This window comes from Micromonospora sp. NBC_01412 (genome assembly GCF_045040215.1).
GTDB lineage: Bacteria > Actinomycetota > Actinomycetes > Mycobacteriales > Micromonosporaceae > Micromonospora > Micromonospora rubida.
Genome location: NZ_CP109528.1, coordinates 5,857,563 through 5,882,200 on the forward strand (window position 1 = coordinate 5,857,563; position 24,638 = coordinate 5,882,200).

The 24,638-nt window shown below is 69.4% G+C and carries 23 protein-coding genes and 1 tRNA gene; 12 read left to right on the forward strand and 12 right to left on the reverse strand.

All coding sequences use genetic code 11. The features are described from left to right. Positions 1-100: 100 nt before the first annotated feature. The 9 genes from ald to OG617_RS25935 all read left to right on the forward strand — a co-directional run bounded on the left by ald (position 101) and on the right by OG617_RS25935 (position 8,819). On the forward strand, positions 101-1,216 hold the full coding sequence (ald, locus tag OG617_RS25895; RefSeq protein WP_405095544.1) for an alanine dehydrogenase: 1,116 nt from the start codon (positions 101-103) through the stop codon (positions 1,214-1,216). Beyond that, positions 1,213-2,220 (forward strand): site-specific tyrosine recombinase XerD, encoded by a 1,008-nt coding sequence (locus OG617_RS25900; protein WP_405103964.1) that lies wholly within the window; start codon positions 1,213-1,215, stop codon positions 2,218-2,220. The genes ald and OG617_RS25900 overlap by 4 nt, the downstream gene beginning before the upstream one ends. A 220-nt stretch (positions 2,221-2,440) precedes the next feature. Further along, positions 2,441-3,364 (forward strand): ParA family protein, encoded by a 924-nt coding sequence (locus OG617_RS25905; RefSeq protein WP_396684845.1) that lies wholly within the window; start codon positions 2,441-2,443, stop codon positions 3,362-3,364. Between the two features lie 88 nt (positions 3,365-3,452). Continuing rightward, positions 3,453-4,514 carry a segregation and condensation protein A gene (locus OG617_RS25910; protein ID WP_405095545.1) on the forward strand — a complete coding sequence of 354 codons (1,062 nt, stop codon included), beginning with the start codon at positions 3,453-3,455 and terminating at the stop codon, positions 4,512-4,514. After that, positions 4,511-5,521, forward strand: a complete 1,011-nt coding sequence (gene scpB / locus OG617_RS25915) for an SMC-Scp complex subunit ScpB (RefSeq protein WP_405095546.1) — start codon at positions 4,511-4,513, stop codon at positions 5,519-5,521. Before OG617_RS25910 ends, scpB begins: the two co-directional genes overlap by 4 nt. Further along, the gene (locus tag OG617_RS25920) at positions 5,508-6,278 is read left to right on the forward strand and encodes a pseudouridine synthase (protein ID WP_405095547.1); all 771 of its coding nucleotides are present in this window, start codon (positions 5,508-5,510) and stop codon (positions 6,276-6,278) included. Before scpB ends, OG617_RS25920 begins: the two co-directional genes overlap by 14 nt. 188 nt (positions 6,279-6,466) lie before the next feature. Next, on the forward strand, positions 6,467-7,147 hold the full coding sequence (cmk, locus tag OG617_RS25925; protein WP_405095548.1) for a (d)CMP kinase: 681 nt from the start codon (positions 6,467-6,469) through the stop codon (positions 7,145-7,147). Further along, positions 7,144-8,547, forward strand: a complete 1,404-nt coding sequence (gene der / locus OG617_RS25930) for a ribosome biogenesis GTPase Der (RefSeq protein ID WP_405095549.1) — start codon at positions 7,144-7,146, stop codon at positions 8,545-8,547. Before cmk ends, der begins: the two co-directional genes overlap by 4 nt. Positions 8,548-8,745: 198 nt before the next feature. Then, a tRNA-Pro gene (locus OG617_RS25935) sits at positions 8,746-8,819 on the forward strand. Positions 8,820-8,903: 84 nt separating this feature from the next. Here OG617_RS25935 and OG617_RS25940 read toward each other — a convergent pair. From OG617_RS25940 to OG617_RS25985, 10 genes are all read right to left on the reverse strand, one after another. Further along, positions 8,904-10,109: a tyrosine-type recombinase/integrase gene (locus tag OG617_RS25940; RefSeq protein WP_405095550.1), complete on the reverse strand. Its 1,206-nt coding sequence runs from the start codon at positions 10,107-10,109 to the stop codon at positions 8,904-8,906. Continuing rightward, positions 10,109-10,369, reverse strand: a complete 261-nt coding sequence (locus OG617_RS25945) for a helix-turn-helix transcriptional regulator (RefSeq protein WP_405095551.1) — start codon at positions 10,367-10,369, stop codon at positions 10,109-10,111. The genes OG617_RS25940 and OG617_RS25945 overlap by 1 nt, the downstream gene beginning before the upstream one ends. A gap of 359 nt (positions 10,370-10,728) precedes the next feature. After that, positions 10,729-12,327, reverse strand: a complete 1,599-nt coding sequence (locus OG617_RS25950) for a YfjI family protein (protein WP_405095552.1) — start codon at positions 12,325-12,327, stop codon at positions 10,729-10,731. After that, positions 12,324-13,238, reverse strand: coding sequence for a bifunctional DNA primase/polymerase (locus OG617_RS25955; RefSeq protein ID WP_405095553.1), 915 nt, complete (start codon positions 13,236-13,238; stop codon positions 12,324-12,326). Before OG617_RS25955 ends, OG617_RS25950 begins: the two co-directional genes overlap by 4 nt. A 182-nt stretch (positions 13,239-13,420) precedes the next feature. Further along, positions 13,421-13,723 carry a hypothetical protein gene (locus OG617_RS25960; RefSeq protein ID WP_405095554.1) on the reverse strand — a complete coding sequence of 101 codons (303 nt, stop codon included), beginning with the start codon at positions 13,721-13,723 and terminating at the stop codon, positions 13,421-13,423. Continuing rightward, positions 13,723-13,971 carry a hypothetical protein gene (locus OG617_RS25965; protein ID WP_405095555.1) on the reverse strand — a complete coding sequence of 83 codons (249 nt, stop codon included), beginning with the start codon at positions 13,969-13,971 and terminating at the stop codon, positions 13,723-13,725. Before OG617_RS25965 ends, OG617_RS25960 begins: the two co-directional genes overlap by 1 nt. A 141-nt stretch (positions 13,972-14,112) precedes the next feature. After that, positions 14,113-16,317 (reverse strand): cell division protein FtsK, encoded by a 2,205-nt coding sequence (locus OG617_RS25970; protein ID WP_405095556.1) that lies wholly within the window; start codon positions 16,315-16,317, stop codon positions 14,113-14,115. Between the two features lie 98 nt (positions 16,318-16,415). After that, positions 16,416-17,312 (reverse strand): ABC transporter permease, encoded by an 897-nt coding sequence (locus tag OG617_RS25975; protein WP_405095557.1) that lies wholly within the window; start codon positions 17,310-17,312, stop codon positions 16,416-16,418. Continuing rightward, positions 17,309-17,680, reverse strand: coding sequence for an RRQRL motif-containing zinc-binding protein (locus OG617_RS25980; protein WP_405095558.1), 372 nt, complete (start codon positions 17,678-17,680; stop codon positions 17,309-17,311). The genes OG617_RS25975 and OG617_RS25980 overlap by 4 nt, the downstream gene beginning before the upstream one ends. Next, a complete protein-coding gene (locus tag OG617_RS25985; protein ID WP_405095559.1) occupies positions 17,680-18,069 on the reverse strand; it encodes a DUF6284 family protein in 390 nt (129 codons plus the stop codon). The genes OG617_RS25980 and OG617_RS25985 overlap by 1 nt, the downstream gene beginning before the upstream one ends. A gap of 159 nt (positions 18,070-18,228) precedes the next feature. On the opposite strand from OG617_RS25985, the gene OG617_RS25990 reads away from it, so the two are divergent. Together OG617_RS25990 and OG617_RS25995 are read left to right on the forward strand one after the other, a co-directional pair. Beyond that, entirely contained in the window at positions 18,229-19,017 is a 789-nt protein-coding gene (locus OG617_RS25990; RefSeq protein ID WP_405095560.1) for a GntR family transcriptional regulator, read from the forward strand. Between the two features lie 47 nt (positions 19,018-19,064). Then, on the forward strand, positions 19,065-19,625 hold the full coding sequence (locus OG617_RS25995; protein ID WP_405095561.1) for a GNAT family N-acetyltransferase: 561 nt from the start codon (positions 19,065-19,067) through the stop codon (positions 19,623-19,625). 239 nt (positions 19,626-19,864) lie between these two features. On the opposite strand, the gene OG617_RS26000 is transcribed toward OG617_RS25995, so the two are convergent. Continuing rightward, the gene (locus tag OG617_RS26000) at positions 19,865-21,241 is read right to left on the reverse strand and encodes a PIN-like domain-containing protein (RefSeq protein ID WP_405095562.1); all 1,377 of its coding nucleotides are present in this window, start codon (positions 21,239-21,241) and stop codon (positions 19,865-19,867) included. Between the two features lie 1,408 nt (positions 21,242-22,649). Between OG617_RS26000 and OG617_RS26005 the strand changes: the two genes are divergently transcribed. Further along, positions 22,650-23,390, forward strand: a complete 741-nt coding sequence (locus OG617_RS26005) for a hypothetical protein (protein ID WP_405095563.1) — start codon at positions 22,650-22,652, stop codon at positions 23,388-23,390. Between the two features lie 235 nt (positions 23,391-23,625). Here OG617_RS26005 and OG617_RS26010 read toward each other — a convergent pair whose 3' ends face one another. After that, positions 23,626-24,606 carry a hypothetical protein gene (locus OG617_RS26010; protein ID WP_405095564.1) on the reverse strand — a complete coding sequence of 327 codons (981 nt, stop codon included), beginning with the start codon at positions 24,604-24,606 and terminating at the stop codon, positions 23,626-23,628. Positions 24,607-24,638: the final 32 nt, after the last annotated feature.

The window sequence follows — 24,638 nt, forward strand, 5'->3', positions numbered from 1 at the left end:
CCTAGACTGCCGCCGACGGGACCGGTGGACCGCGGCGGCAACGGAGCCCCCGCGCACCGTGCGGTCGGGGTGGGACGCCCCGAAGAGAGGTGTCTGCATCGTGAAGGTCGGAATCCCCCGCGAGATCAAGAACCACGAGTACCGGGTGGCGATCACGCCCGCGGGCGTCAACGAGTTCACCCGCGGCGGTCACCAGGTCTTCGTCGAGTCCGGCGCTGGCGTCGGGTCCAGCATCACCGACGACGAGTTCGCCGCGGCCGGGGCGAAGATCCTGGCCACCGCCGACGAGGTGTGGGAGACCGCCGAGCTGGTGCTCAAGGTCAAGGAGCCGATCGCCGAGGAGTACCACCGGATGCGCGAGGGGCAGGTGCTGTTCACCTACCTGCACCTGGCCGCGTCCAGGGCGTGTACCGACGCGCTGATCGACCGGAAGGTCACCGGCATCGCGTACGAGACCGTCGAGCTTCCCGACCGGTCGCTGCCGCTGCTCGCCCCGATGTCCGAGGTGGCCGGTCGGCTCGCCCCGCAGGTCGGCGCGCACCACCTCCAGCGGCAGGGCGGCGGGCGCGGCATCCTGATGGGCGGCGTCTCCGGCGTGTACGCGGCGAAGACCGTGGTCATCGGCGCTGGCGTGTCCGGGATGAACGCCGCCGCGATCGCGCTCGGCCTGCAGGCCGAGGTGCTGCTGCTGGACAAGAACGTCGCCCGGCTGCGCCAGGCGGACGCCATCTACCGGGGCCACCTGCAGACGGTCGCCTCCAACGCGTACGAGATCGAGCGGGCCGTGCTCGACGCGGACCTGGTCATCGGCGCGGTGCTGGTGCCCGGCGCGAAGGCCCCGACGCTGATCTCCAACGAGCTGGTCTCCCGGATGAAGCCGGGCAGCGTGCTGGTCGACATCGCCATCGACCAGGGTGGCTGTTTCGAGGACTCCCGCCCCACCACGCACGCCGAGCCGACGTACCAGGTGCACGAGTCGATCTTCTACTGTGTGGCGAACATGCCCGGCGCGGTGCCGCACACCAGCACCTACGCGCTGACCAACGTCACCCTGCCGTACGCGCTGGAGCTGGCCAACCGGGACTGGCGCGACGCGCTGCGCCGCGACCCGGCCCTGGCGCTGGGCCTGAACACCCACGACGGGCAGGTCGTCTACGGCCCGGTCGCCGAGGCGCACGGCCTGCCGGCCCTGCCGCTGGACGAGGTGCTGGCCTGACCGACGACGCGCGGGCCGCGACGACCGACGGGGCCGGTTCGGGCGAGGAGCCCGCGCCGGCCCTGCGTCGCGCCGTGCGCGGCTACCTCGACCACCTCACCGTCGAACGTGGCCTGTCCGCGAACACGCTGTCGTCGTACCGTCGGGATCTGGAGCGCTACCTCGCGACGCTCGCCGCGGCCGGCGTCGCCGACCTGGCCGCCGTGGACGCCGGCCAGGTCGAGGCGCACCTGGCCCGGCTGCGCGCCGGCGACGACGGCCACCCGCCGCTCGCCGTCTCCTCGGCGGCCCGGGCGGCCAGCGCCGTGCGCGGCCTGCACCGCTTCGCGCTGCGCGAGGGGCTGGCCGGCGCGGACCCGAGCCGCGACGTCCGGCCACCGGCCCCGCCGCGCCGGCTGCCCCGGGCGCTCGCCGTCGACCAGGTGGTCCGGCTGCTGGAGACCGCCGGCTCTGTGGCCGCCACCGGCGAGGGCGCCGCGCTCGCGCTGCGCGACCGGGCTCTGCTGGAGTTCCTGTACGGCACCGGGGCGCGCATCTCCGAGGCCGTCGGCGCCGCAGTGGACGACCTGGACGCCGCCGAGGGGACGGTGCTGCTGCGCGGCAAGGGCGGCCGGACCCGCCTCGTGCCGGTCGGCGGGCACGCCGTCGAGGCACTGCGCGCCTGGCTGGTGCGGGCCCGCCCCGGGCTGGTCGCCGCCGGCCGGGGCACCCCGGCGGTCTTCGTCAACGCGCGCGGGGCGGCGCTGACCCGGCAGGGCGCGTGGACCATCCTGCGCCGGGCGGCCGAGCGGGCCGGCCTGCCGGTGACCGGCTCCGGCGCGGTCTCCCCGCACACCCTGCGCCACTCGTACGCCACCCACCTGCTCGACGGCGGCGCCGACGTGCGGGTGGTGCAGGAGCTGCTCGGCCACGCCTCGGTGACCACCACCCAGGTGTACACGTTGGTCACCGTGGAGCGGCTGCGCGAGGTGTACGCCACCGCCCACCCCCGCGCCCGGGGCTGACCCGCTCCCGCCCCGCGGCCGGGCCCCACCCCGGCCGGCCCGAACCGGTACGGGGCGCCGGCCGACACGCCGTACCGGTGCCGATCGCCCTGCTGGCCGGTGGCGTACAGTCGGCAGGGCGCGGACCTCGCGGGGTGGATGACCGGGGTGCGCCGCGGCGCCGCGAGGGACGTCGGACGGCTCCGACACCGGGTGGTCGTCGGGAGGGGGCAACGAGGACATGGCTGGCAACGGTGACCGTGCCGAGACCTGGACGACGGAGCTCCGCGAGCAGCAGGCCACGCTCGGTGCGGATCTCGGCCCGGCGGACCCGGCGGCATACACGATGCGCAGGCCGATCCCCGAGCCGATGCCCACCGACCGGCACGGGCCGGCCCGGATCATCGCGATGGCCAACCAGAAGGGTGGGGTCGGCAAGACCACCACCACCATCAACCTTGGCGCCGCCCTGGCCGAGTACGGCCGCAAGGTGCTGCTGGTCGACTTCGACCCGCAGGGCGCCCTCTCGGTGGGGCTCGGGGTCAACCCGCACAACCTCGACCTGTCGGTCTACAACCTGCTGATGCAGGACGACGTAACCGCCGAGGACGTCCTGATCAAGACGGACGTGGCCGGCCTGCACCTGCTGCCGGCCAACATCGACCTCTCCGCCGCCGAGATACAGCTCGTCAACGAGGTCGCCCGGGAGATGGCCCTGGCCCGGGTGCTGCGCAGCATCCGCAAGGAGTACGACTACGTCCTGATCGACTGCCAGCCCTCGCTGGGCCTGCTGGCGATCAACGCGCTGACCGTCGCGCACGGCGTGCTCATCCCCCTCGAATGCGAGTTCTTCAGCCTCCGGGGCGTGGCTCTGCTGCTCGACACGATCGACAAGGTGCGCGAGCGGCTCAACTTCGACCTGGAGCTGGAGGGCATCCTCGCCACCATGTACGACAGCCGCACCACCCACTGCCGGCAGGTGCTCCAGCGGGTGGTCGAGGCGTTCGGCGACAAGGTCTACCAGACGGTGATCACCAAGACGGTGAAGTTCCCGGAGTCCACGGTGGCCGGTGCCCCCATCACCACCCTCGACCCGGCCTCGTCCGGCGCCCGCAACTACCGCCAGCTCGCCCGCGAGGTGATCGCCCAGCAGGCGGAGCGGTAGCCCCCGTGCGCCGTCGTCCCAGCGTGCGCCCCCGATCCGGGGCGCGCCTTCCCGCCAGGGCCGGGGGAGCGTGGACTACGGTCGTCCGGTGACCGCCCCGCCCCTCGACCCGCCCGCCACGCTCCCGCCCGCCGGGGCCGGGGTGGCCGCCGACGCCGACGTCGGCGCGGCGACCGGGTTCACCGTCCGGCTGGACAACTTCACCGGCCCGTTCGACCTGCTGCTGCAACTGATCGGCAAGCACAAGCTCGACGTCACCGAGGTGGCCCTGCACCGGGTCACCGACGAGTTCATCGCCTACATCCGGGCCATGGGCGACCAGTGGGACCTGGACGAGGCCAGCGAGTTCCTGCTGATCGCGGCCACCCTGCTCGACCTGAAGGCGGCCCGGCTGCTGCCCGCCGCCGAGGTGGAGAACGAGGAGGACCTCGCGCTGCTGGAGGCGCGGGACCTGCTCTTCGCCCGGCTGTTGCAGTACAAGGCGTACAAGGAGGCGGCGGCGCACATCGCCGCGCTGGAGGCGGTCGGCGGCCGGCGGTACCCCCGGGCGGTGACCCTGGAGCCCCGGTACGCCGAGGCGCTGCCCGACCTGGTCCTCGGTATCGGCCCGGAGCGGCTGCTCCGGATCGCCGTCAGGGCGATGACCCCGAAGCCGGCGCCCGAGGTGTCCATCGCGCACGTGCACATGGTCCGGGTCAGTGTCCGCGAGCACGCCGCGATCCTCGCCGAGCGGCTGCGCCGGGCCGGCACCGCGACCTTCTCGCTGCTCTGCGTCGACTGCGAGGCCACCCTGGAGGTGGTGGCCCGGTTCCTGGCCCTGCTGGAGCTGTACCGGGAGGGCCTGGTCTCCTTCGTGCAGGAGCAGGCCCTGGAGGAGCTGACGGTCCGCTGGACCGGCCCCGCCGACGGAGCCGCCGACCTGCACGTCGACGAGTACGCCGGCACCCCGTCCGACCAGGTCGCCGTGCCGTCTGAGCCGGTCGCTGTGCCGTCTGAGCCGGTTGCTGTGCCGTCCGAGCCGGTCGCCGTGGCGGGCGACGGAGCCGCCGAGGCGCAGGGCGGGTCACGGGCCGAGGCGGAGGGTGAGACGCCGGGCCGGGCGCGGGCCGAGGTGGAGGACGAGGCGACGACGGAGGAGCGACCGGAATGAGCGAAGAGGAACGCCACGACTCCCTGGCCGACCAGGCCGCCGCCTGGGTCCCACCCTGGGACCGCCCCGCCCAGCCCCGCCCGGACCCCCCCGCCCCGCCCGGCCCCGACCAGACTTCGGAAGATCTTGGAAGCAGACGGCCCCCCGAGGGGCCGAATCCCTCCAAGATCTCCGACGGGGTCACCGCGGCAGCGGACCCTGGCGCGGATCGGCACCTCCAGGGGCCGGAACCGCCCAGGACCGCCGAGGCGGGCACCCCGGGGGATGACACGGGCATACCCGGGGATGACGCGGGCACCCCGGGGGAGGATGTGGCTGCCGAGGTCCTCGCCGCAGGCGGGACGGGTGGCGGTGCCGGGGCGGGTGGCGGTGGCGGGGCCGGGGTCGGCGGTGCTCCTGAGGGGGGCGTGTCGAGGCGCGGACGGCGGAGGGTGCCCGAGCCGCCCCCGGCCGTGGTGCTCGACGACGCGGAGCTGCGCGGCGCGCTGGAGGCGATCCTGCTGGTGGTGGACGAGCCGGTCGCCGAGCTGACCCTCGCCCAGGTGCTGGAGCAGTCACCCGAGCGGATCGGCCCGGTGCTCGACGACATCGCGGCCGGCTACACCGCCGCCGGGCACGGCTTCGAGCTGCGCCGGGCGGCCGGCGGCTGGCGGCTGTACACCCGGCCGGAATACGCTACGTACGTCGAGCGGTTCGTCCTGGACGGGCAGTCGGTCCGGCTGACCCAGGCGGCGCTGGAGACACTGGCCGTGGTGGCGTACAAGCAGCCGGTGACCCGGTCGCGGATCTCGGCCATCCGGGGTGTCAACTGCGACGGGGTGATCCGTACGCTGGTCTCCCGCGGCCTGATCGAGGAGTGCGGCACCGAACCGGACAGCGGGGCGTTCCTCTACCGGACCACCACGATGTTCCTGGAAAAGCTGGGGCTGAACTCCGTCGACGAGCTGCCGCCACTCGCCCCGTTCCTCCCCGACGACATAGAAGAGCTTGCCGATGCCACGCGATGAACGTGCCCCCAAACCCGACGCGCCCGTCTTCGAGGGGGCCGAACGCCTCCAGAAGGTGCTGGCCGCCGCCGGCGTGGGCTCCCGGCGTGCCTGCGAAGACCTGATCTTCCGCCGTCAGGTCACGGTGAACGGCCGGGTGGCCAAGCTCGGCGACCGGGCCGACCCGACCCGCGACGTCATCCACGTCGACGGCGAGCGCCTCCAGGTCGACACCCGCCTGGTGTACCTGGCGATGAACAAGCCACGCGGGGTGGTTTCCACCATGGCGGACGAGAAGGGACGCGCCGCGCTGTCGGACTTCATCAGCAACCGGGTGGAGCAGCGGGTCTACCACGTCGGGCGGCTCGACGCGGACAGCGAGGGACTGCTGCTGCTCACCAACGACGGCACCCTCGCCCACCGGCTCATGCACCCGTCGTACGGGGTGTCGAAGACGTACCTGTGCGAGGTGGCCGGCCCGATCCCGCGCAGCCTCGGCAGGCGGCTGGCGGCCGGGATCGAGCTGGAGGACGGCCCTGTGACGGTGGACTCCTTCAAGCTGGTGGACACCCTGGGCAAGACCGCCCAGGTGGAGCTGACCCTGCACGAAGGGCGCAAGCACATCGTCCGGCGCCTGCTGGACGAGGTCGGGCACCCGGTGGCCCGGCTGGTGCGTACCGCGATCGGGCCGATCCGCCTCGGCGACCTGCGCGCCGGGCGGACCCGCAGGCTCACCAACGCGGAGGTCGCCGCGCTGTTCAAGGCCGTGGGTGACTGACCCCGCAGTCCGGGGTACCACAACCGGTAGGCTTCCGTGGCGCCCCGGGCGGGGCGTGCGGTGGCGTGGGTCGCCACCGGCGGCGTCGCGCGCGGCCGAAATGTGGGCCGTAGGCATGATTGACGACGACGACAACCGCTTGCGACGGGCCGCCGGGCCCCGCGAGGCACGGGCTGAGGAGGATCACGGTGGAGGAAAACGTACGGGCCGGGCGCTGCGTGGTAGCTGTGGACGGGCCGTCCGGTTCGGGTAAGTCCACCGTCTCCCGGCGGCTCGCAGCCGGGCTCGGTGCCCGCTATCTGGACACCGGCGCGATGTACCGGGCGATCACCTGGGCGGTGCTTCGCTCCGGGGTCGACCTGACCGACGCCGCCGCCGTGGGCAAGGTCGCCGCCGAGGTCGACCTGCGCATCGGCACCGACCCCCAGGGGTACGGGGTGACCGCTGACGGGGTGACCGTCGACCGGGAGATCCGGGGCCCCGAGGTCACCGCCGCGGTCTCCGCCGTGGCCGCCGTGCCGTCGGTGCGAGCGCTGCTGGTGGCCCGGCAGCGGGAGCTGATCGCCAAGGCCGGCCGGATCGTGATCGAGGGCCGGGACATCGGCTCGGTCGTCGCGCCGGACGCGGACCTGAAGGTCTACCTGACCGCCTCCGAGGTAGCCCGCGCCCAGCGGCGCAGCGCCGAGGACGCCGCCGACGTGGCCGCCACGGCCGCCGACCTGGCCCGCCGGGACCAGCTCGACTCGACCCGCAAGGCCGACCCGTTGCAGCAGGCGGTCGACGCGGTGGTGCTGGACACCACCGAACTGGGCATCGACGAGGTCGTCGACCGGCTGCGCGCACTGCTGACCGAACGGGGAGTGGCATGACCACGGACGAGAGCTGGACGGAGCTGCGCGCTCCGGACCTCGACGCCGAGGAGCCGAGCGGCCCGGTGCCGGTGGTGGCCGTGGTCGGCCGCCCCAACGTCGGCAAGTCCACCCTGGTGAACAGGATCATCGGCCGCCGCCAGGCGGTCGTGGAGGACGTCCCCGGGGTGACCCGGGACCGGGTCCCCTACGACGCGCAGTGGACCGGCCGGGCGTTCACGGTGGTGGACACCGGCGGCTGGGAACCCGACGCGAAGGACCGGGCTGCGGCGATCGCCGCGCAGGCCGAGATCGCCGTCGCCACCGCCGACGTGGTGCTCTTCGTGGTCGACGCGATGGTCGGCTCCACCGACGTGGACGAGGCCGCCGTGAAGATGCTGCGGCGCAGCGCCAAGCCGGTCATCCTGGTGGCCAACAAGGCCGACAACACCGCCATCGAGATGGAGGCGACCTCGCTGTGGTCCCTCGGCCTCGGTGAGCCGTACCCGGTCTCCGCGCTGCACGGCCGGGGCTCCGGCGACCTGCTCGACAAGATCCTGGAGGTGCTGCCCGAGGCGCCGCCCATCGAGGAGAACCGCCCGCGCGGGCCGCGCCGGGTGGCCCTGGTCGGCCGCCCCAACGTCGGCAAGTCAAGCCTGCTCAACCGGTTCTCCGGCGAGGAGCGGGCGGTCGTCGACGCGGTCGCCGGCACCACCGTCGACCCGGTGGACAGCCTGGTCACCATCGGCGGGGAGACCTGGCAGCTGGTGGACACCGCCGGGCTGCGCAAGCGGGTCGGCAGGGCCAGCGGCACCGAGTACTACGCCAGCCTGCGGACTGCCGGGGCGATCGAGGCCGCCGAGGTGGCGGTGGTGCTGCTCGACTCCAGCGAGCCGATCAGCGAGCAGGACCAGCGGATCCTGGCCATGGTCACCGAGTCCGGCCGGGCGCTGGTGATCGCCTTCAACAAGTGGGACCTGGTCGACGGCGACCGCCGGTACTACCTGGACAAGGAGATCGAGCGGGAACTGCGCCGCATCCCGTGGGCGCTGCGGCTCAACCTGTCGGCGATGACCGGCCGCGCGGTCGACAAGCTCGCCCCGTCGCTGCGCAAGGCCCTGGCGAGCTGGGAGACCCGGGTGCCGACCGCCCAGCTCAACCAGTGGCTGACCGCGCTGGTGCAGGCGACCCCGCACCCGATCCGCGGCGGCCGGGCACCGAAGATCCTCTTCGCCACCCAGGCGGGCGTCGCCCCGCCGCGGTTCGTGCTCTTCACCACCGCGCCCCTAGACGCCGGCTACCAGCGCTTCGTCGAGCGCAAGCTCCGCGAGGAGTTCGGCTTCGAGGGCAGCCCGGTGGAGATCTCGGTACGCCCGCGCAAGAAGCTCGGCCCGGGCGGCCGGGGCAAGGCGCACGGCTGACCCTTCGTCGTACGACCTAGAGCCGGGCGGGGCCCAGTGCCCCGCCCGGCTCTTTCGTCCCCATCCCACCCACCCTCCTAGGACGCTTTAGGGGGTGTGGGGTGGCGGCGAGGCGGCCGGGGCCGATGCGCGCGCGAGGAAGATCGTGGGTTAAGCTGTATCGGCTATCGCGGGAAGGAAACATCGCGCGGAAGCAATCGGGACGTGGCGCAGCTTGGTAGCGCACTTGACTGGGGGTCAAGGGGTCGTCGGTTCGAATCCGGCCGTCCCGACAGCACGAAAAGAGGCCGTCGACCGGGGCATTTGCCCTGGCCAACGGCCTCTAATTCGTACTGGAACAGTAGGGATTTGCTGATCTAGACGGCGCGTAGCTGGGGACCATCTGGGGACCGGCGGGCCTTCAAGTGGGCGCTGAGCGCCGTTCCGGCATCGGTGATCGACTGCCGGTCGGGGTGCAGGTACCGCTGTGTCGTGGTCAGCGACCCGTGCCCGGCGATCTTCCGCAGGACGTGCACCGGAACCCCGGCATCGGCCATCCACGTCAGCCCGGTATGCCGCAGGTCGTGCCGGCGCAGGTGTTCGTAGCCCAGCTTCGTCACCACCTCATCCCAGTGCGTCGCGTCCCGCAGGACGGCCGTGCTGATTCGTCCGCCGCGCGGCCCGGTGAAGAGTCGGGAGTGCGGCTCGGCGACCGAGTCCAGGCGTCGGGCGATGATCGGTCGTACCTCTTCGATCAGCGGGACCAGGCGTGCGCGTTTTCCCTTGGTGCCCTTGTCGATCAGTCCACCGGGGCCGGGCGTGGTCTGTCGGCGTACCGTCCACATCCACGTTTCCCGGTCGATGTCCTCGGCGCGGACGCCGGAGACCTCGCCGATCCGGGCGGCTGTGCACGCGGCGAAGATTGCCACGTCTCCCCAACCGGGGAACCCGTTCGCGGACCGCTCGACCAGGGCGACGGCAAGCTGTTTCAGCGCTTCCCAGTGGGGCAGGGCCAGCGTGCGCGGGTTGTCCAACTCGTCTTCTGCCCGCTGGTATTCGCGCTGCCACCCGGTCACCTGGGCGGGATTTCGCTGAATGATTCCGTCGCGTACGGCCTGCTGCATCACCCGGACCAGGACGGCAAGACTGTTCTTGACCGTCGATCGACTGCATTCGTCGGCGATCCATCCATGCACGGCCCGGTCAACCGCGCCGTTGGTGATCATCCGGATCGGAATGTGGCCGAGGGCCGGCACTACCCGCTTACGCCAACCCGCAAGGTACGGATCGAGCGTCTTCCGTTCCAGGCCGCGTAGCGCCAGCGTCATCACGCCTTCGCCGTACTCGGCCAGTCGCTTTGTCGCGGCGACCGGGTCGACACCACCTTGCGCCGCACTGACCAATCCGTCGATCCAGGCTTGCGCCTCTTCCGGCGTGGCGACGGTCGTGGACTTGGACAGCCGGCGCTTGGTCGTCGGGTCGACCCACCGGACGCGCGCCCGGTAGGGACGCTCCCGGCCTGCTCGCACCTCTACATCGGATGCGAGCTGTACGCCGATCGGCGGCTGCTGCGGGGCCGCCATCACGCCGCCTTCGGGTAGACCCGGCGGGCGGAGAGCCATTGCTCTACGTCGGCCGTCGCGTACTTCACCACGCGGTCGGAGATCTGGATGAACGGTGGGCCCTGCAAGGGCGGGACGGTACGCCACCGCCGGATGGTCGACGGGTCGACGTCCAGTAGCGCGGCAAGTTCCTCCGTGGACATGAACGGCTTGGACGAGAGCCGGATGGTGTCGTGCGTTTCCGGGGTGGTGGCCGTTCCCGGTGAAGGATTTTGCGTCACGAGTCGCACGGTGAGGGCCTTTCGGTCGACCTGGTGAACCTGTGCAGAGGGGGAGAGGTGTTGCGTAGAACGGCGTAGGGCGGCCCGCTGAGAGCGTCCTAGACCGCAAGATCCGGGAAGGGCGTTGATCCGTCTCCGTGGCTCTCAGCAGCCCGCTTTCGGGGGCCAGCGGGCCGGTCGGTGCCGGTGAGCGTCGGGGAGGGGCCGGGAGGCGTTGACACGTTGACAATCGGCCGGCGAGCGGGTGTTTCCGCAGGTGAAAGCCGGTGCGGAGGTGTCAACGCCCTCCGTTGACAGGCGTTGACACCCGTTGACACCGGAGGGCCGGCGGCTGGATTGTCAACGCCTGTCAACGCCTGTCAACGCGCCCCGTTGACACCTTTGAAGGTGTCCTGAGCTGGGGAAACGTCGTCGTCAGGGGTGGTTGTCAGCGTGTCAACGCTTTCGGGTACCTCGGCGACGGCGCGGGGGTGCAGTTCGTAGCGGCCGTCCGGGCCGTGGCGGACCCATCCGAGGGCGGCCAGCTCGGCGAGAACCGCCGACACCTCGTCGGACTTGGGTAGCCGGCGGGAGACGCGGCGGTGTAGCTCTCGGCGGGTGAAGGTGGTCATGCCCTTGGTGGTGAGCACGCCGAGCACGTAGCGGGCGTTCTCGATCGCGGCATCGCTGCCGATCGTGCTCAGGGCCGCCCGGTAGTGCGCGGCGAAGAACTCCGCGAGGCGGACGGCGTCGGCCATCCGGTCGGCGTCGATGGGGCGGCGCCAGGCGTCGGCGGGGTGGTGGGCGATGTGGAGCAGTCCGGCGAGGCGCAGCGTCGCGCCGGAGAGCTTGTTGCCCCATTCCCGCATGTCGTAGAGGCTGCCGCCGGGCCGTAGTTCGGTCTCGACCTGCTCGGCGGCGGCCCGCCGGACGCGGCTGGCGTCGTCGGTGAGGGTGACCACGGCCGGGTCGGTCCACTCGGTGAGCGCGGCGGCCAGGTCGTGAACGCGGTGGGTGTAGCCGGCGGTGACCTGCTCGGGCACCGGGTCGGTGTCGACGGACCGATATCCGGCCAGTGACCGGGGCAGGGCGAACAGGAACCGGGCCGGTAGTCCTCGGCCGGCGAGGTCGGCGTTTCCGCCGAACTTGCGCAGCACGGTCGGTTGCGCCATCACGCACACGGTCAGCGCCGGCTTGTCCACGCTGGCCCCTTCGCGGGTCTGCCGTTCGTTGCTCATCGGCTGCCCCGCGTGGCCCTTCAAGTACGGGTCAAGGTTCGGCGCACCCGAGTACCGGCCGGCGAGGGTATCGAAGATCCCGCCTTCATCGCTGATGATCGCCATCCGTCCGCCGTTGGCGGCCATCAGCCCGATGAGGGCTTCCGGGGTGGCGTCGTCCACGATCAGTTTCGGCAGGGTCGGCACGGTGATGGCCTCGGCGGCGATGGCGGCGGCGACCGCCTCGGCGGACGCCTCATCGCGCTTGCCCGGGTCGCTGGCTTTCGCGGCCTGGGTCTTGGCTTGCTCGGCCTGCCGGTCGGCGATGTCCCGCAGCGCGGCGGCCTCGGCGATCCTCGGCCGCATCGCCTCAGCGAGCGTCGACTGTGCGGCGAACAGCGGCGCGGTCATCGCCCGATGCACCGGGGACTTGCGTTCGCCGGGGCCGGCGATGACGGCGGCGAACACGTTCACTGGCTCCCGCCACCCGGCGACCGGCTCCACCTCCAGGCGGCCACCGGCGCACGCGGACAGCACGGCGACGGCGAGGGTGCCGGCCATCGCCGGATCAGTTTGGGTGAACCGGGCGACTCCGGTCACCATGTCGCCGAGCCACCGGGGGAACACGTCGGCGGGGAACGGTGGTGGTGCGGTGTTGGGGCCGGTCAAGGGCACTGGAACATCCCACAGTGGGCCGCCCGTGGTCGGCTGCCCGGTGGTGTCGGCCGGGTCGGTGACGAGGTGGAGACGGGCGGCGGTCATGCGGCGACCTTTCGGGGACGGTGGGAGCCGGCGGTGAGCCCGGATCGGACGGTGCGGTACACCTCGGCGGCGGGCAACCCGGCAGCGACGCCCGCCTGTTCCAGCACGCTTTGCACGTCGTCGGCGCTCAGCGCGCCACCGGCCACGAGCTGACCGAGGGCGATAGCGGCGATGTGAAGCGCCCGGTTGCGCTCGCCCGGCGCGGCACCGGTCACCCGTTGCACCTCGCGGGTGACGGCAGCCCGCACGTACGCCCCGGCGCGGTCGGTGGGCAGGTCCACCACCACCGGCCGTTGCGGTGGCAGCGGGGCCGGGGCGAGCAGCCCGGCGAGCCAGGTCGGCAGCGTTGCCGGGTCGGTGTCCAGGCCGACGCCATAGGGGCGGCCGGCGACGGTGGAGCCGGCGGCGACGACGTAACCGCCGTGCGCGCGGGTGTCGACCATCGGGCCGAGCGTGCCGGCGGTGTTGCGCAGCGCCGGCCCGTCGTCTGGGTGCCGGTAGTAGAGGTGCGTGCCACCCCGCCCGGTGTGCACGGTGTAGGTCGGGTCGATGACGGCGGCGTGCGCGGCGGCCAGGTCGGCGAGCACGGCCAGGCCGTCACGCCCGCCCGCCTCGGCGGGGTGCTTCGGGGTGTCCAGGTCGACCACGACCAGTCGGGATGGCCCGCACGCGAGGCCGATGCCGTAGGGGCGGGCCGACCACGCGCGGCGAATGCGGTCGGGGTCGGTGGTGGCGCGGGGTTCCCATCCGAGGTGCCGGCCGGCGGCGCGGCAGCGCGGGTCGCGGCCGGTGCAGTCGTCGGCGGGGTGGTCGGGGAACGCGGGCCGCTTGTCGTCGGGGCGCAGCGGGAAGACGAGCCATCCTCGTTCGGCGTGAGCGAGCGCGGCGGCGAGCAGGTCAGCGGTAGGCATCAGGTGCCTCCCTTCCGGTGAGGTCGGGGTGTGCAGTGGTGTCGACGAGGGGTCGCACCGCCCCGCCAGGGCGGCAGGGTTATGGGCGGGGCAGCGCGGCCCTTGCAGGTAGAGGCGGATGCTGTCCGGGCTGTGGCAGTAGCGGCCGGCGGTGCCGATCCAGTGGCCGCACCGCCCGCCGGTCACCGCGCGGCCCGCCTCGGCCGGGGCCGGGCGGCGATGGCGGCGCGGGTCACGGCCTGGCGCACGTCGCCGAGCAGGCCGACCAACTGGCGGCGGGCGGCCGGCTCGCCGGGGGCGAGGGCGACCCGGACGCGTACCTCGGCGTGCTCCCGCCCGGCGGCGGTCCGCACCCGCACGAGGACGGCGCGGCCGTGGCCGGGCAGGTCGACCACGATCTCTTCGGAGCGGTGTTCGCCGAGGTTGCAGCGGTGGTCGCGCCCGCACCAGTCGGTGTGACCGTCCCTGCTGTTGCGGCGGTGCACTACTTCGCCGCCTTGTACTCGTCCTTGATGTGGTTGATGGCGTGCCGGCCGACCCGTAGCCGGAGGCCGGTGCCGGCGCAACGTCGGCACTCCCGCCGCATACGGATGAGCGGGGAGCGCTTGCGGCTGGTGCCGTGGCAGGTGCGGCACCGCCCGAACGGGTCGATCACACACAACGCCAGGTAACCGAGAGTGACCAGCGCGAGGGTGAGGCAGGGGACGGCGGCTAGCAGGTGACGGGGGGGCATGACAGCCTCCAGAGCCGGTTTCGGGGTGTGTTCGGGGCAGGCCGCTAGATTCCTAGCGTCCTGATCAAGGTTCGGATGGCGTCCTAGGGGCGGTCCTAGGTCTAGGAACCGTCTGGTCCTAGACCTAGGACCAATTTCCGGTTAGCTCGCGTCCCGCTTTCGGTTACGCTCCGCAATCGCGGCGATGATCGAGGCGCGTTCGAATCCGCCCCGGTTGGCGCCCTTGCCGGTGTCCGGGTCGGTGCCCCACGTCTGCCCGACCTTCACCCCGAACGGCTTGAGCGCGACGGTGACCCGCTCCCCGTCCCACCCCGCGTAGACGTCGGGCCGCAGCTCGACCAGCCGGGCGGCCACGGTGCGGCACCACACCTTGGCCTCACCGGCGGGCACCACGGCCGCGATGTCGTCGAGCAGGTGGAACGACAGGGCTTGAGCCTTGGCGGGTTGCTCGCCGAGGGCGTGGCCGGTGATCCGCCCGGCGGCCTCGCGGGCGGTGCGGGCGCGGGCGGCGATCCGCTCGGCCATCGGCCCGTCGATGTTGACGGTGGTGGTGATCCGGGCATCGGCGCCCTCACCGACGAAATAGCCGGTGCCCTTGTCCGTCCAGGCGAACATCGTCGCCCGGACGCCCTGCTTGTACTGCGACGTGCCCAGCACCATGTCGTTCTCGGTCTGCCCCATGACCTTCAGGCAGAACCGGGTGGACGCGTTCGCGCTGATCCCCGTCGGCAAGCTCTTGGCGTCCGGCCGCTGGGTCGCGAACACCGGGATGATCCCGAGCGCCGGCCCTCGCTTCACCAGGTCGGTGCTGATCGCTTCCAGTTCCTTGCCGAACTCCGGGTGCTCGAACCACTTCTGACACTCGTCCACGCCCACGACCAGGGGGTGAAGGCCGAGCACCTTTTTCGACGCCAGTTCCGGGGTGACCTTGTTCTCCGGGCACAGGTCCCGGGGCAGCTCACGGATCACCTTCGCCCGGCGGCGCAGCTCCTCGCGCAGCTCCCGCATCGACGCCACCGCGTACTCGATGTCTTCGTCTTCCTCACCGGCGCGGTAGCGGTGCGCGACCTGCTCCAACGCGGACAGGTCCCCGGTGCCCTTGAGGTCGTAGGCGTGGATCTCCGCACGCGGGTCGAGCGCGGCGATCAGCAGCACCTCCCGCAGCGCGAACGTCTTACCCATACGCGGGATGGAGCCGATGACCATCGCCATGAACATCAGGGTCAGGTCAACCCACCGGCCGCGCGGGTCGGTGCCGAACGGCTGCGGCCGGAACAAGTCCACGCTGCCGGCCTTGAGCAGCGGCCACACCGGCTTACGGGCCTTGGACATGTCCTGGTCGCCCACCCAGAGCACGAGCCGGCCGGGGTGCACTTCGGGCTGTCCCTCGGGCCACACGCACCCGAGCGGGCGGGACAGGCCGGCGGCCAGCTTTTCCCGCTTCTCGATGACCTCGGTGGCTGTGACGCCGTTGGGGAGCTCGACGTCGGCGCGCCAGCCGGGGCCGTCGCGGGTGATCGGGGCGGGGAACCAGTCCTTGCCCCGGTCACCCTTGGCAAGGGCCTGGTTGATGCCGGTGATGCTGAGGTTGCCCAAAGCGCGCACCACCACATCCGAGGTCAGCTTCTGCACCCGGGGCACGACCACAGCGGTGTCGAGCAGCGGCTTGTCCGCCGGCCGCCCGAGCACCCCCAACCCGACCAGCAGACCCGCGACGGTGGCGTAACGGGCACCGGCCGGAGCGAGGGCGTAGGCGATGCCCAACGCGGGCAGCACCCCGAGGACCACCGCGGCGGTGACGAACCCCCGCCAGCGGACGCGCTGGTCACGCAACCGCGACACCTTGAGGTACAACTCGGCGTCGCCCTTGTCGGCCACCGATTGGCGGACGTGTTCGCCTTGCAGGTCGAACAGCCACCGGCCCCAGCCGGTCAGCACCCGACCCGCGCCACGCGGCGCACGCCACGCCAACTTCCCGGCGTACTTCGGCACCCGGGTCAGGTGATACGCCCCAGCGTGGAACAGATGCCCGACCGTCCACCGGGCAGCGTCGCGCAACTCGGCCCGCGACCGCAGCCACGCCGGAACAATCGGCCGGCGCTTCCCGGCCTGCAACCCCGCCACCGTGAAACGCGGCGAACGCTGCGCGGCCAGCGAGTCAACCAACCGCCGGGCGGCGGTGTCGTCGGCCAGGTCGCTTCCGTCGTCGTCGGGGGTGGCGGGAGCGCCCCGGCGGGACCGGGCGGCGTCCAGGTCGACCACCTCGGCATCCGGGCCGTTCGGGTCGGTCAGATCGTGTTCTGCCGCCTGCCAGTCGAAGCGGTTGTTGTCGTCGGGGGACGTCATGATGGGGGTTCCTCCAAGCTCGGGGATGTTCCTCGGGAGGTAGGGGGCCGGCAGCGCGGCGCAGGTTGGTAGCCGGTTGGCCGCGCTGCCGGGCACAGCTAGTCGTGGGCGCGGACGAGGTGCGCCAGTGCGGCGCCCATACCGAGCACGGCGACCGGCAGGACGGATACGGCGGTGGTGATCCACCACGGGGCACCCGTGGCGGGGGCGACCAGCAGGTGATAGGCGACCTGGCCGAGCGCGCCGACCAACAGGGACGCGATGGCGGACCACTTGGCGAACCGAAGCGCCCGAGGCGGCACCCGCCCGGACAGCCACACGTACAGGGCGTACGCGCCGTAGGTTTCGACGCCGATCGGGAGGGTGATCGCGGTGTTGAGGCTGAACCCGTCCGCGATGCCGGGCAGCGGGTGGACCACGCCGAACCCGGTGAGTCCGCCGAGCCCGACCCACCCGGACCAGATCGCGACGAACGCGGGCAGGGCGAGCAACACCACCGGCCAGGCCACCACCGACCGGACCGGCGCGGCCGGTACGGGGTCGGGGGCGGTCGGGGTGGGCGTGTCCGGGTGACTGACCGGCGTGACCTGCCCACCCGGCTCGGCGGGCGTGATCTTCACCGGGGCGGCCGGGGTCGGGTCGAGCACCGGGGCGAACTCGGGCACGACCGGGGCCGGGGCGGGGTCCGGGCCGATCGGCTCGGCGTAGTCCAGCCGGGGCGCGGCCAGGTCGGCGGTGCCCGCCTCAGAGGTCAGCAGCGAGCCGCGCAGGATCAGCGCGGTGCGCAGCGTCTCGGCGCGGGTGCGGCCGTCGTGTTCGGACTTGAGGCGGGCGAGGATGTCGTCGGCCTTGGCCGCGCCGATGCGGAACTCTCGCATCAGCCGGTTGCGGGAGGGGAGCTGCTGGCCGTCGGGCAGGTCCAGGGCGCGGGCGGCCGGAAGCAGCGCGTCGACCGGCTGCGGGAACTTCGTGCCGTTGATGGTCGGGGCGGTCATGACTGATGTCCTCCATCGGAGCAGGTCAGGCACTCGCCGAGCGAGCGCGGGATGTAGTAGGGCCGGACCACACCGCAGGCGGGGCAAGTACGGCGGGCGGTCAGCGCGGCGCGAACCGCGCGGAGCTGGGCGGGGGTGGCGGTGCGCTTCGGCCGGGCCAGGTCGACCCGGTACAGGAAGGCGGCGCGGGTGCCGCCGACACCGCGCCAGAGCACCTGCGCGGCGACCGGCTGCCCGGCGGGGCGCAGGCCGGCGGCACGCAACTGGCGGCGGGTGGCGTAGCCGGCGGGGGCACCCCGCCACCAGTAGGTGGGGATGCCGTACCGGGTCCCGTCCGGATCCCAGTAGGCGGCCCGGATGCGCGACATCAGGCGGCCCGGCGCGGGCTCTGGCCGGCGGGGCAGCCGTAGGCGGCGTGGTGTGTCACCTGCTCCGCACCGCAGTCCTGGCAGGCCATGACCTTGCAGCCATAGCGACACTCGGACGCGAGTCGCACCTCGGTCAGCCGGTAGGGGTGGCACACGTGTCCGGCCCTCCGCGCGGCCACCTCGGCGGCGGTGCGGATGACACGGGACTCGGCCCGGCGCAGCCGACGCCAGTCCAGCGGCGACGGCCCGCCGTTGTCCTCGGCGTAGATCATCGTGATCTCGGCGTCGACCAAGTCCAGCTCGGCCGCGATCAGTGGCCACTCACGTTCGATCTCGGCGAGGTCAGTCCGGTTCGGCTCCCGCTTTGACCAGTAGACAGACGTATCCACCCGACACTCCCTCAGCTTGGGAGGCCCACTTGGGCCGCCCACTTGGTAGGTACCAAGACGATGGCAGTGCGTTGAAGGGCTGTCAAGCCTTGGTCCGTACCAAGCGCTAGACTGTGCTCCTGAACAGCAGGAACCCCGTAACCCACGTCTGGAGCGCAGGTGACCGAGAGTTCAAGTGGCGACGCTGGACGCGGCGAGGAGCCCCGTCACGTCGCCCTGGCGACCAGGTTTCGAGAGGCGATCGCTCGCGGCGACTACTCGCCAGGCGAGCGGCTCCCCCCAGAGCGCGAACTAGCCGAACGGTTCGATGCATCCCGCACCACGGTCCGGCTGGCACTCTCCGCCCTCAAGTCACAAGGGCTGGTCGGCTCCGGGCAGGGCCAAGGCACCTACGTCCGGAAGGCTCGGCCAATCCGGGTTCTGGCCATGGACCAGGACAGGGCCGCTCGACGAGCGGAGCACCACGCGGCCACCTTCAACGTGGAGGCCGCGCGGCAGGGCCGGGTGGGGCGGCAGGACATCCGGGAGGTCACCCGCGTGCCGGCCACGGCCGAGACCGCGCGGTGGCTGGCCGTGCCAGAGGGAACGGACCTGCTCGTGCGACGGCGGATCATGCTGATTGATGAGGAGCCGTACCAGCTCGGAGACAGCTACTACCTGAATGATCTCGTTCAGGAAACCGCAATCGCAGTGCCCGAGCCAGTAGAGGAAGGCGTCTTGTCCGTACTCGAACGGGTGCACGGTAAGCCGATCTCGTACTACATCGATGAGTTGAGCTTCCGCATGCCTTCGCCGCACGAGGCCGAGTTGCTGCGCCTGGATCCCGGGGTATGTGTAGTCCGCACGGTCCGGGTGGCCTACGACGCCGACGAGAAACCGCTCGAAGCGTTCGACCAACTTCTAGCCGGTGACAAGCACGTTCTGGTTTACGAGGTGTCCGCCGAATGAGGCCCGCGCCGATGCGCCCACAACCGACCCGGCTAACCGGTGAGCAGGTGGTCCTGGAGCCACTGACCGAAGCTCACCTGTCCGACCTGGCCAAGGTGGCGCGGCATGACGACATCTGGACCTACCTGGACGAGGCCACGCCGGAGGCAGAGCAGGAGGTGGACTCACTGATCACGGAAGCCCTCCAAGAGCAGGAACAGGGCTCCCGCCTGCCGTTCGCCATCATTAATCGGGACGACGCCCGAGCGATCGGGACCATCAGCTACATCGACATCCAGCCGACACACCATGGCCTCGAAATTGGCTGGGCGTGGATCTCTCCGGCGTACTGGAGCAAGGGGATCGCGCGTGAGTCCTCGTACCTGCTGATGCGGCACGCGTTCGAGGATCTGGGAGCCGTCCGAATCGCCTTCAAGACGGACAGCCGGAACGTGCGTTCTCAGCGGGCGATCGAGGGTCTCGGCGCGACGAGGGAAGGCGTTTTCCGTAACCACCGGATACTCCGTGACGGGTTCCTACGCACCTCGCATTTTTACAGCGTCATCGCTGACGAGTGGCCTGCGGTGAGAGCGAGCATTGAGGCACGTAGCCGATCATCTGCCGGATAGCGCGCAGAAGCGGCGACGGGCCCGAATGTACGCCGATGCCCATCGCCGCTTCTTGCAGGTCTTCACAATCCCCGATGGGCATTGAGGCGCACGAGGCAGGGCTACTGGTCGCGTGCCGATTCATCGGCCCCGGCCAGGTAATCCGGCTGACCGACGTTCCTTCTGCGCTCGTCGACCTGTCATCGCAAGCGCCGTAACCAACATGACTTAAACGGCAGGGATGCCCGGCCAGCTATGCCTTACAACTCGTCATTGCGGGCGTGAAAATGTTCGTCAACTAAGTCCGCAAACTCATCTCCGTCGACGATCGAGATTCGTTCGATTGCTCGTGCTGCACCCAAGGCGGCGTTGGTAACTGTTCCTGTGGTCATAATCATGCCAAATGGAATATTCGAGCGCTTCATCTTTTTGTTGAGCTCAATAACCGTCCCGATTCCCACGCCTTTCACGGTCACCTCTACTGCGAATAGCTCTCCCCCGCGTTCGGCGAGAATGTCAATGCTACTATTCGGGTGGTCTCGTATCGTATAGCCCTCAAGTATGAGCAGGTCGCGGGCAATTATTTCAAGATTCCCTGGGTCAAACTTTCTTAGCCAATGCAGAGTATCTTTCTGACTGGGTCTGTCGTATTCTTCCCTGCGTTCTTCCGCAATCACCTCGCGGGCCTCCGCCACAGTTGAAGGAGAAACATCCTTCTTAAGATAGTTCCGGGATCCCTCAAGGAAGTCGTCTAGGGTAAGAAGTAGTAGTTTTGCGCACGCTTGATCGTGTAGCTCTTGAACCAGTTCAGGGCGGGCGCTAACTGGTTCATTTTTTCCATTAATTTGCCACCAGTCAGCCTTAGCGTCGGCCGTGACGAGCGCGACCAGCGAGCCTTCTACCCTGGTCGCTCCTAGCATCTCGATAAGCTGGGCCCACAAGATGAAGTCTCCGGCTGCCCTCGCTGGCAATTTTGTCTTCAGGTCGAGATAGCCGGGTGGAATCTCGTTCGGGTAGCGAAATTCGATAGCCTCTTTTACTAATTGCCTGACTTTTTCTGCAGGCCACGCCTTTCCGATTCGCCCGGACAGAATTTCTTGCAAATTCCGAAGGACGACATCTTCGCCGTTCTGAATCTCGGAGTGCTTTAGGTCGTAGTCCGACTTGATTCTATCCAATTCCGTGAGTGCAGGTTTCAGCATCTCGGTGACCGTCTTCTTGAGTGCGTCAAGTGAGAGGTTGTGTGATTCTTCTTTCCATTCTTCCGGGGTTACAAGTGCGGCTCGTAGTTTTTGCAGGCTTTCTACCGACGCGTATATCTCGGAGGCTATGCGCTCCGGTGTGCTTTGAATGGCTCGCTTAACCTCTGTAAATCGAGAGTTGCGGTCTGCTATCACTTTCTCTCTATTCCGCATGAACTCAAGTGCGACCTGATGAGGAATCCATACCCTTTCTCTTACCTCTCGGAGGATAGCGAGAAGTTCATCCCGCGCCGTTGGTGAAATCCGATAGAAGGCGAGTAGGACGTTCGCGTCTAGGACGATCGTCGCGGAGGTGAAGAAATTCGCTCGGTCTTCGTCCTGCGGAAGCCAGCCGGGAAAATCTTCGAAGTTGCCAGAATTGCCTTCGGTCTCCATATTCTCCAACCAGTCACTTCGGCGGCGCCAACCCGCCCGCCCCTTCGGCCGTATTCGTCGGTGCCGAAGGTACTGACATGCTGCTGCCCATGGCACCCCTGTCCTGCCATCAACTTCGACCTGAGTGGAGGGTGCGGCACATGTTGCCAGGTTCTGGGCGCAGGAACCGGCAGCTCAAGCTCGGCTGTGTTGCCGACGCCTCCCGCCCCCGTGTGTAGCTGGTGAACCGTGTGGCCGAGGTAACCGCCTACTCGATGACGGGGACCACGTGGGGACCACACGTGGTGCTCGATGCTGAGCGGTGCGCCGTCGGGAAAACGCCTTCATCATGGACGTGCCGTGTGTGACGTGCGGTAACGCTTAGCAAGTCGTCCTGGGAATCAAGGGGTCGTCGGTTCGAATCCGGCCGTCCCGACAGGATGTAACCGCAGGTCAAAAGGCTAATCCGAGAATTCGGGTCAGCCTTTTTGAGTTCCTGGGGACCACTGCGGTCAAGTGCGCCGTCTGGTAGCGCTCCTTGACCGCTGGTCAAGTTTTAGGTGGCTCCCCGGGTCACCTGCCGAATTGTTCGTTCTATGGATCAAGGCGCTGACGCGCGGCGTGGGGCGCGGCAACCGGCTCCTGCGGAGCCGCCGCCCCGGCGCTGACCGCGCCGGGGCGGAAAGTCAGCCGGCCCGCAAACCACGCCCCGCGCGTCATTTCTGGGTCAGTGAGGTGACCCGGTGACGAGCCTGGCTCGACCAGGGCGATACGACGAAGCCCTACCGCCGGTCGCATCCACCCGACGAGCCTTGAAGCCATACCAGGGACGCCCGCAGTGGAGTTGCCGAACGGAACGCGAGGCCGCTCGGGGTTCCGGGGCGGAAGAGGTGAAGGAGGAGGCGGGGTGGGAGAGGGCGGGATGGGGAACTGCCCGCGCGCCACCGCTAGGTGGTGGAGGTGTCCGGCTTGAAGAACCGTGAGGAGTGGTCACCCGCCGGCCCGGTCGAGGTGACTCCTCACGCCGGTCGGACGGCCGCCAGGTACGTCGGGGTTGTCATTCGGTGGCTGATCTGGTCAAGGTGGGATTTGCCGAACGGTTCGACGGACGGTGCGAGCGGTCGGCGGACGCGGGGTTAGAGCGCCTCCGGCGGGGGCCAGACGACTCCGGGATGGAGTTGCCGAACGGTTCCGGGTTGTGGATGGTAGGGGTGGGATGCTATCCCGCCAGCCACCGACCCAGGCAAGCCGAGCAGGTCAGGGCCAGGGTGACAAGGTAAAGCGCCCTACCGGACGAACGACCTTGTCGCCCTGGCCCTGACCTGCTCCACAGAGTGTGGGTCGGCGGCAGACGGGATGGCAACAGCATCGCGGGGCGGCGATGCGGTGGTTGCGTACCCTGCTCGAGTAACCGGACTACGGAGGCCCGATGATCGCGCCTGAACTTGTCCCGATTGTCTCGGCCGGCATCGGAGCAGGAGCCGCGCTCGGTGGTGTCCTCCTGAAGATGCTCTACGACGGCAGGATAGAACGACGGAAGCAGCGACGGGATGAAGCGGCTTTGTTCTTGCCCGAGAGGCGAGAGGCATACGAACGCTTCCTCGAACTCCACAGGCAGCAGGTAGGCCGAAATGAGCGCTTAAGGAAGGTCGGACTAACCATCAGGGACGGTGGGACAACTCCAACAGACGAGGAGATTGCCGCCTTTCCTAGCCCGGTCATGGGAGACCTCGTTGCGGCGCTCGACGCTATACGTCGGCTTGTCCACTCGTACGAGGTCGTCCGAGTCGGAGAGCAAATGATTCGCCTACACGCCGACATGGCCGCCGCCCAGCGCAGAATGTTGGACGCAGTAACGGCAGACGGAGGCAGGCGCGACCTGTCCGCCGAAGATAAACAGACAGACGACATCCTGTGGTTCGTGCTGACCAACATCCTGCGCGATCGAATGCTGGAGTTTACATATGCCTACCGGGTGGATCTAGGCATCGGCGACCCCAAGGGCGGTCCGAAGAAGTATCCGACCGAGCCGCGCCCGTGGCCGCTGGAACACTCGGAGCACATCCTCCGAGCGCACATCTTGCCAAGCCATCTCACAACCAAGGACGAAGGCACCCGCCGTGGGAAGCCACAACCATCGACCAAGCCGCACAGCACCGACGAAAGGTAGCGTCAGCACGAAGGCAGTGAAACGACGGCCCATCGCTGACGGCGCTTGGCGGTGGCTGGCATGGCAGCCTCGCTCAGCGGCACCCTACGGCAGGGGCTGACAGGCGACGGTGTGCCGTGCCGGCGTTCGGAACGAAAGAGTCAAGCTCCGCCAGCAGGTGGCCGGCGGGGCTTGACATTTATCAAAGCATCGGGAGGGCCGAGATGCCAATGAGTGTGATTCAGGAACAGGCGTGCTAGCTGCTCTTGTAGAAGAAACGGCGATAGCCGTCCGGGTGGGTGATCCAATCTAACAAGTACAAATAGCCCAGCAAAGGAAGATCGTGCGGTATGTTACCGTCGTGATGCGCTAGCAGCGCGTTGGTTTGGTCCGTTAGGTGCGCACTCTTTGCGCCATGCCCGTGGGTTGCATTCCTCAGCACCTTGACGTACCGAGCAGCCGCAACATCCTTCGCCAGCCCCGCGATCTGAGCGCTGGCCGGGGATCTGTGCATAAAGAATCCATCTTGGAGTTCTCTCAGGGCGGCAACCGCGCGCTTTGCGAGTGGTAGTAGTACAGAGCTGACCGAAGGGGGAATGCTCAGCTCCAGATCATTTAACTTTCTCTCGGCGAAGGGTAGGTGGCAGAGCCTGCCGATGTCGCGTCCCGATAGCCTCTCGACTGTATCGAGTACGGTAAACAGCAGCACCCTTTGGGCGTGAACATCCCGAGGTGAGGTCAGAATTGAGCTGACTCGACGGAAGAACTGTTCAACCGTCAGCAGGGCCTGCAAATGTTTTCGTGGACTGTAGATGCCGTTGCTGTCCGCAAATACCGCCAGGTCGCTTACTGTTCCGAACAGTTCATCAAGCCGAGCTGCCCACCATGCCACGGCATCGGAGCATGCCAAAGGTGCTAGCTCGGCGATGGACCATGTTCTTCGGGCGGGACCCTGGCTTGGCAGTAGGTGAAGAAAATCACTAGGACCAGATCGTGTTCCGTTGATCGTATGTCCGAGGCTGTAGATGATTGGGCCAGACGCGCGATGAGCTGAGAAAGCCCAAAAAGTTGGCGACAACGCACCAAGGAGCGGGCCGATATAGGTATCAAATAGCATGACGCCCTGAATGAGGTGCTCGCTGCTGGAGAACACTCTTTCCCCTGCCGCATTCAGATCCTTAACGTGGCGTGTATTGCCGCTTGCAAGCTTCTCGTCATGCGTGATGCGTAGCAGCACGCTCGCGAGCCTGGTCCTATGAATTAGCGTGC

What these genes read in the sequence shown, in the direction of transcription:
- OG617_RS26000 (WP_405095562.1), bottom strand. Translation starts at nt 21,241, where the DNA reads ATGGAGACCGAAGGCAATTCTGGCAACTTCGAAGATTTTCCCGGCTGG.
- OG617_RS25965 (WP_405095555.1), bottom strand. Translation starts at nt 13,971, where the DNA reads ATGCCCCCCCGTCACCTGCTAGCCGCCGTCCCCTGCCTCACCCTCGCG.
- OG617_RS25970 (WP_405095556.1), bottom strand. Translation starts at nt 16,317, where the DNA reads ATGACGTCCCCCGACGACAACAACCGCTTCGACTGGCAGGCGGCAGAA.
- OG617_RS25980 (WP_405095558.1), bottom strand. Translation starts at nt 17,680, where the DNA reads ATGTCGCGCATCCGGGCCGCCTACTGGGATCCGGACGGGACCCGGTAC.
- scpB (WP_405095546.1), top strand. Translation starts at nt 4,511, where the DNA reads ATGAGCGAAGAGGAACGCCACGACTCCCTGGCCGACCAGGCCGCCGCC.
- OG617_RS26005 (WP_405095563.1), top strand. Translation starts at nt 22,650, where the DNA reads ATGATCGCGCCTGAACTTGTCCCGATTGTCTCGGCCGGCATCGGAGCA.
- OG617_RS25905 (WP_396684845.1), top strand. Translation starts at nt 2,441, where the DNA reads ATGGCTGGCAACGGTGACCGTGCCGAGACCTGGACGACGGAGCTCCGC.
- OG617_RS25950 (WP_405095552.1), bottom strand. Translation starts at nt 12,327, where the DNA reads ATGACCGCCGCCCGTCTCCACCTCGTCACCGACCCGGCCGACACCACC.
- der (WP_405095549.1), top strand. Translation starts at nt 7,144, where the DNA reads ATGACCACGGACGAGAGCTGGACGGAGCTGCGCGCTCCGGACCTCGAC.
- OG617_RS25955 (WP_405095553.1), bottom strand. Translation starts at nt 13,238, where the DNA reads ATGCCTACCGCTGACCTGCTCGCCGCCGCGCTCGCTCACGCCGAACGA.
- OG617_RS25975 (WP_405095557.1), bottom strand. Translation starts at nt 17,312, where the DNA reads ATGACCGCCCCGACCATCAACGGCACGAAGTTCCCGCAGCCGGTCGAC.
- OG617_RS25940 (WP_405095550.1), bottom strand. Translation starts at nt 10,109, where the DNA reads ATGGCGGCCCCGCAGCAGCCGCCGATCGGCGTACAGCTCGCATCCGAT.
- OG617_RS25920 (WP_405095547.1), top strand. Translation starts at nt 5,508, where the DNA reads ATGCCACGCGATGAACGTGCCCCCAAACCCGACGCGCCCGTCTTCGAG.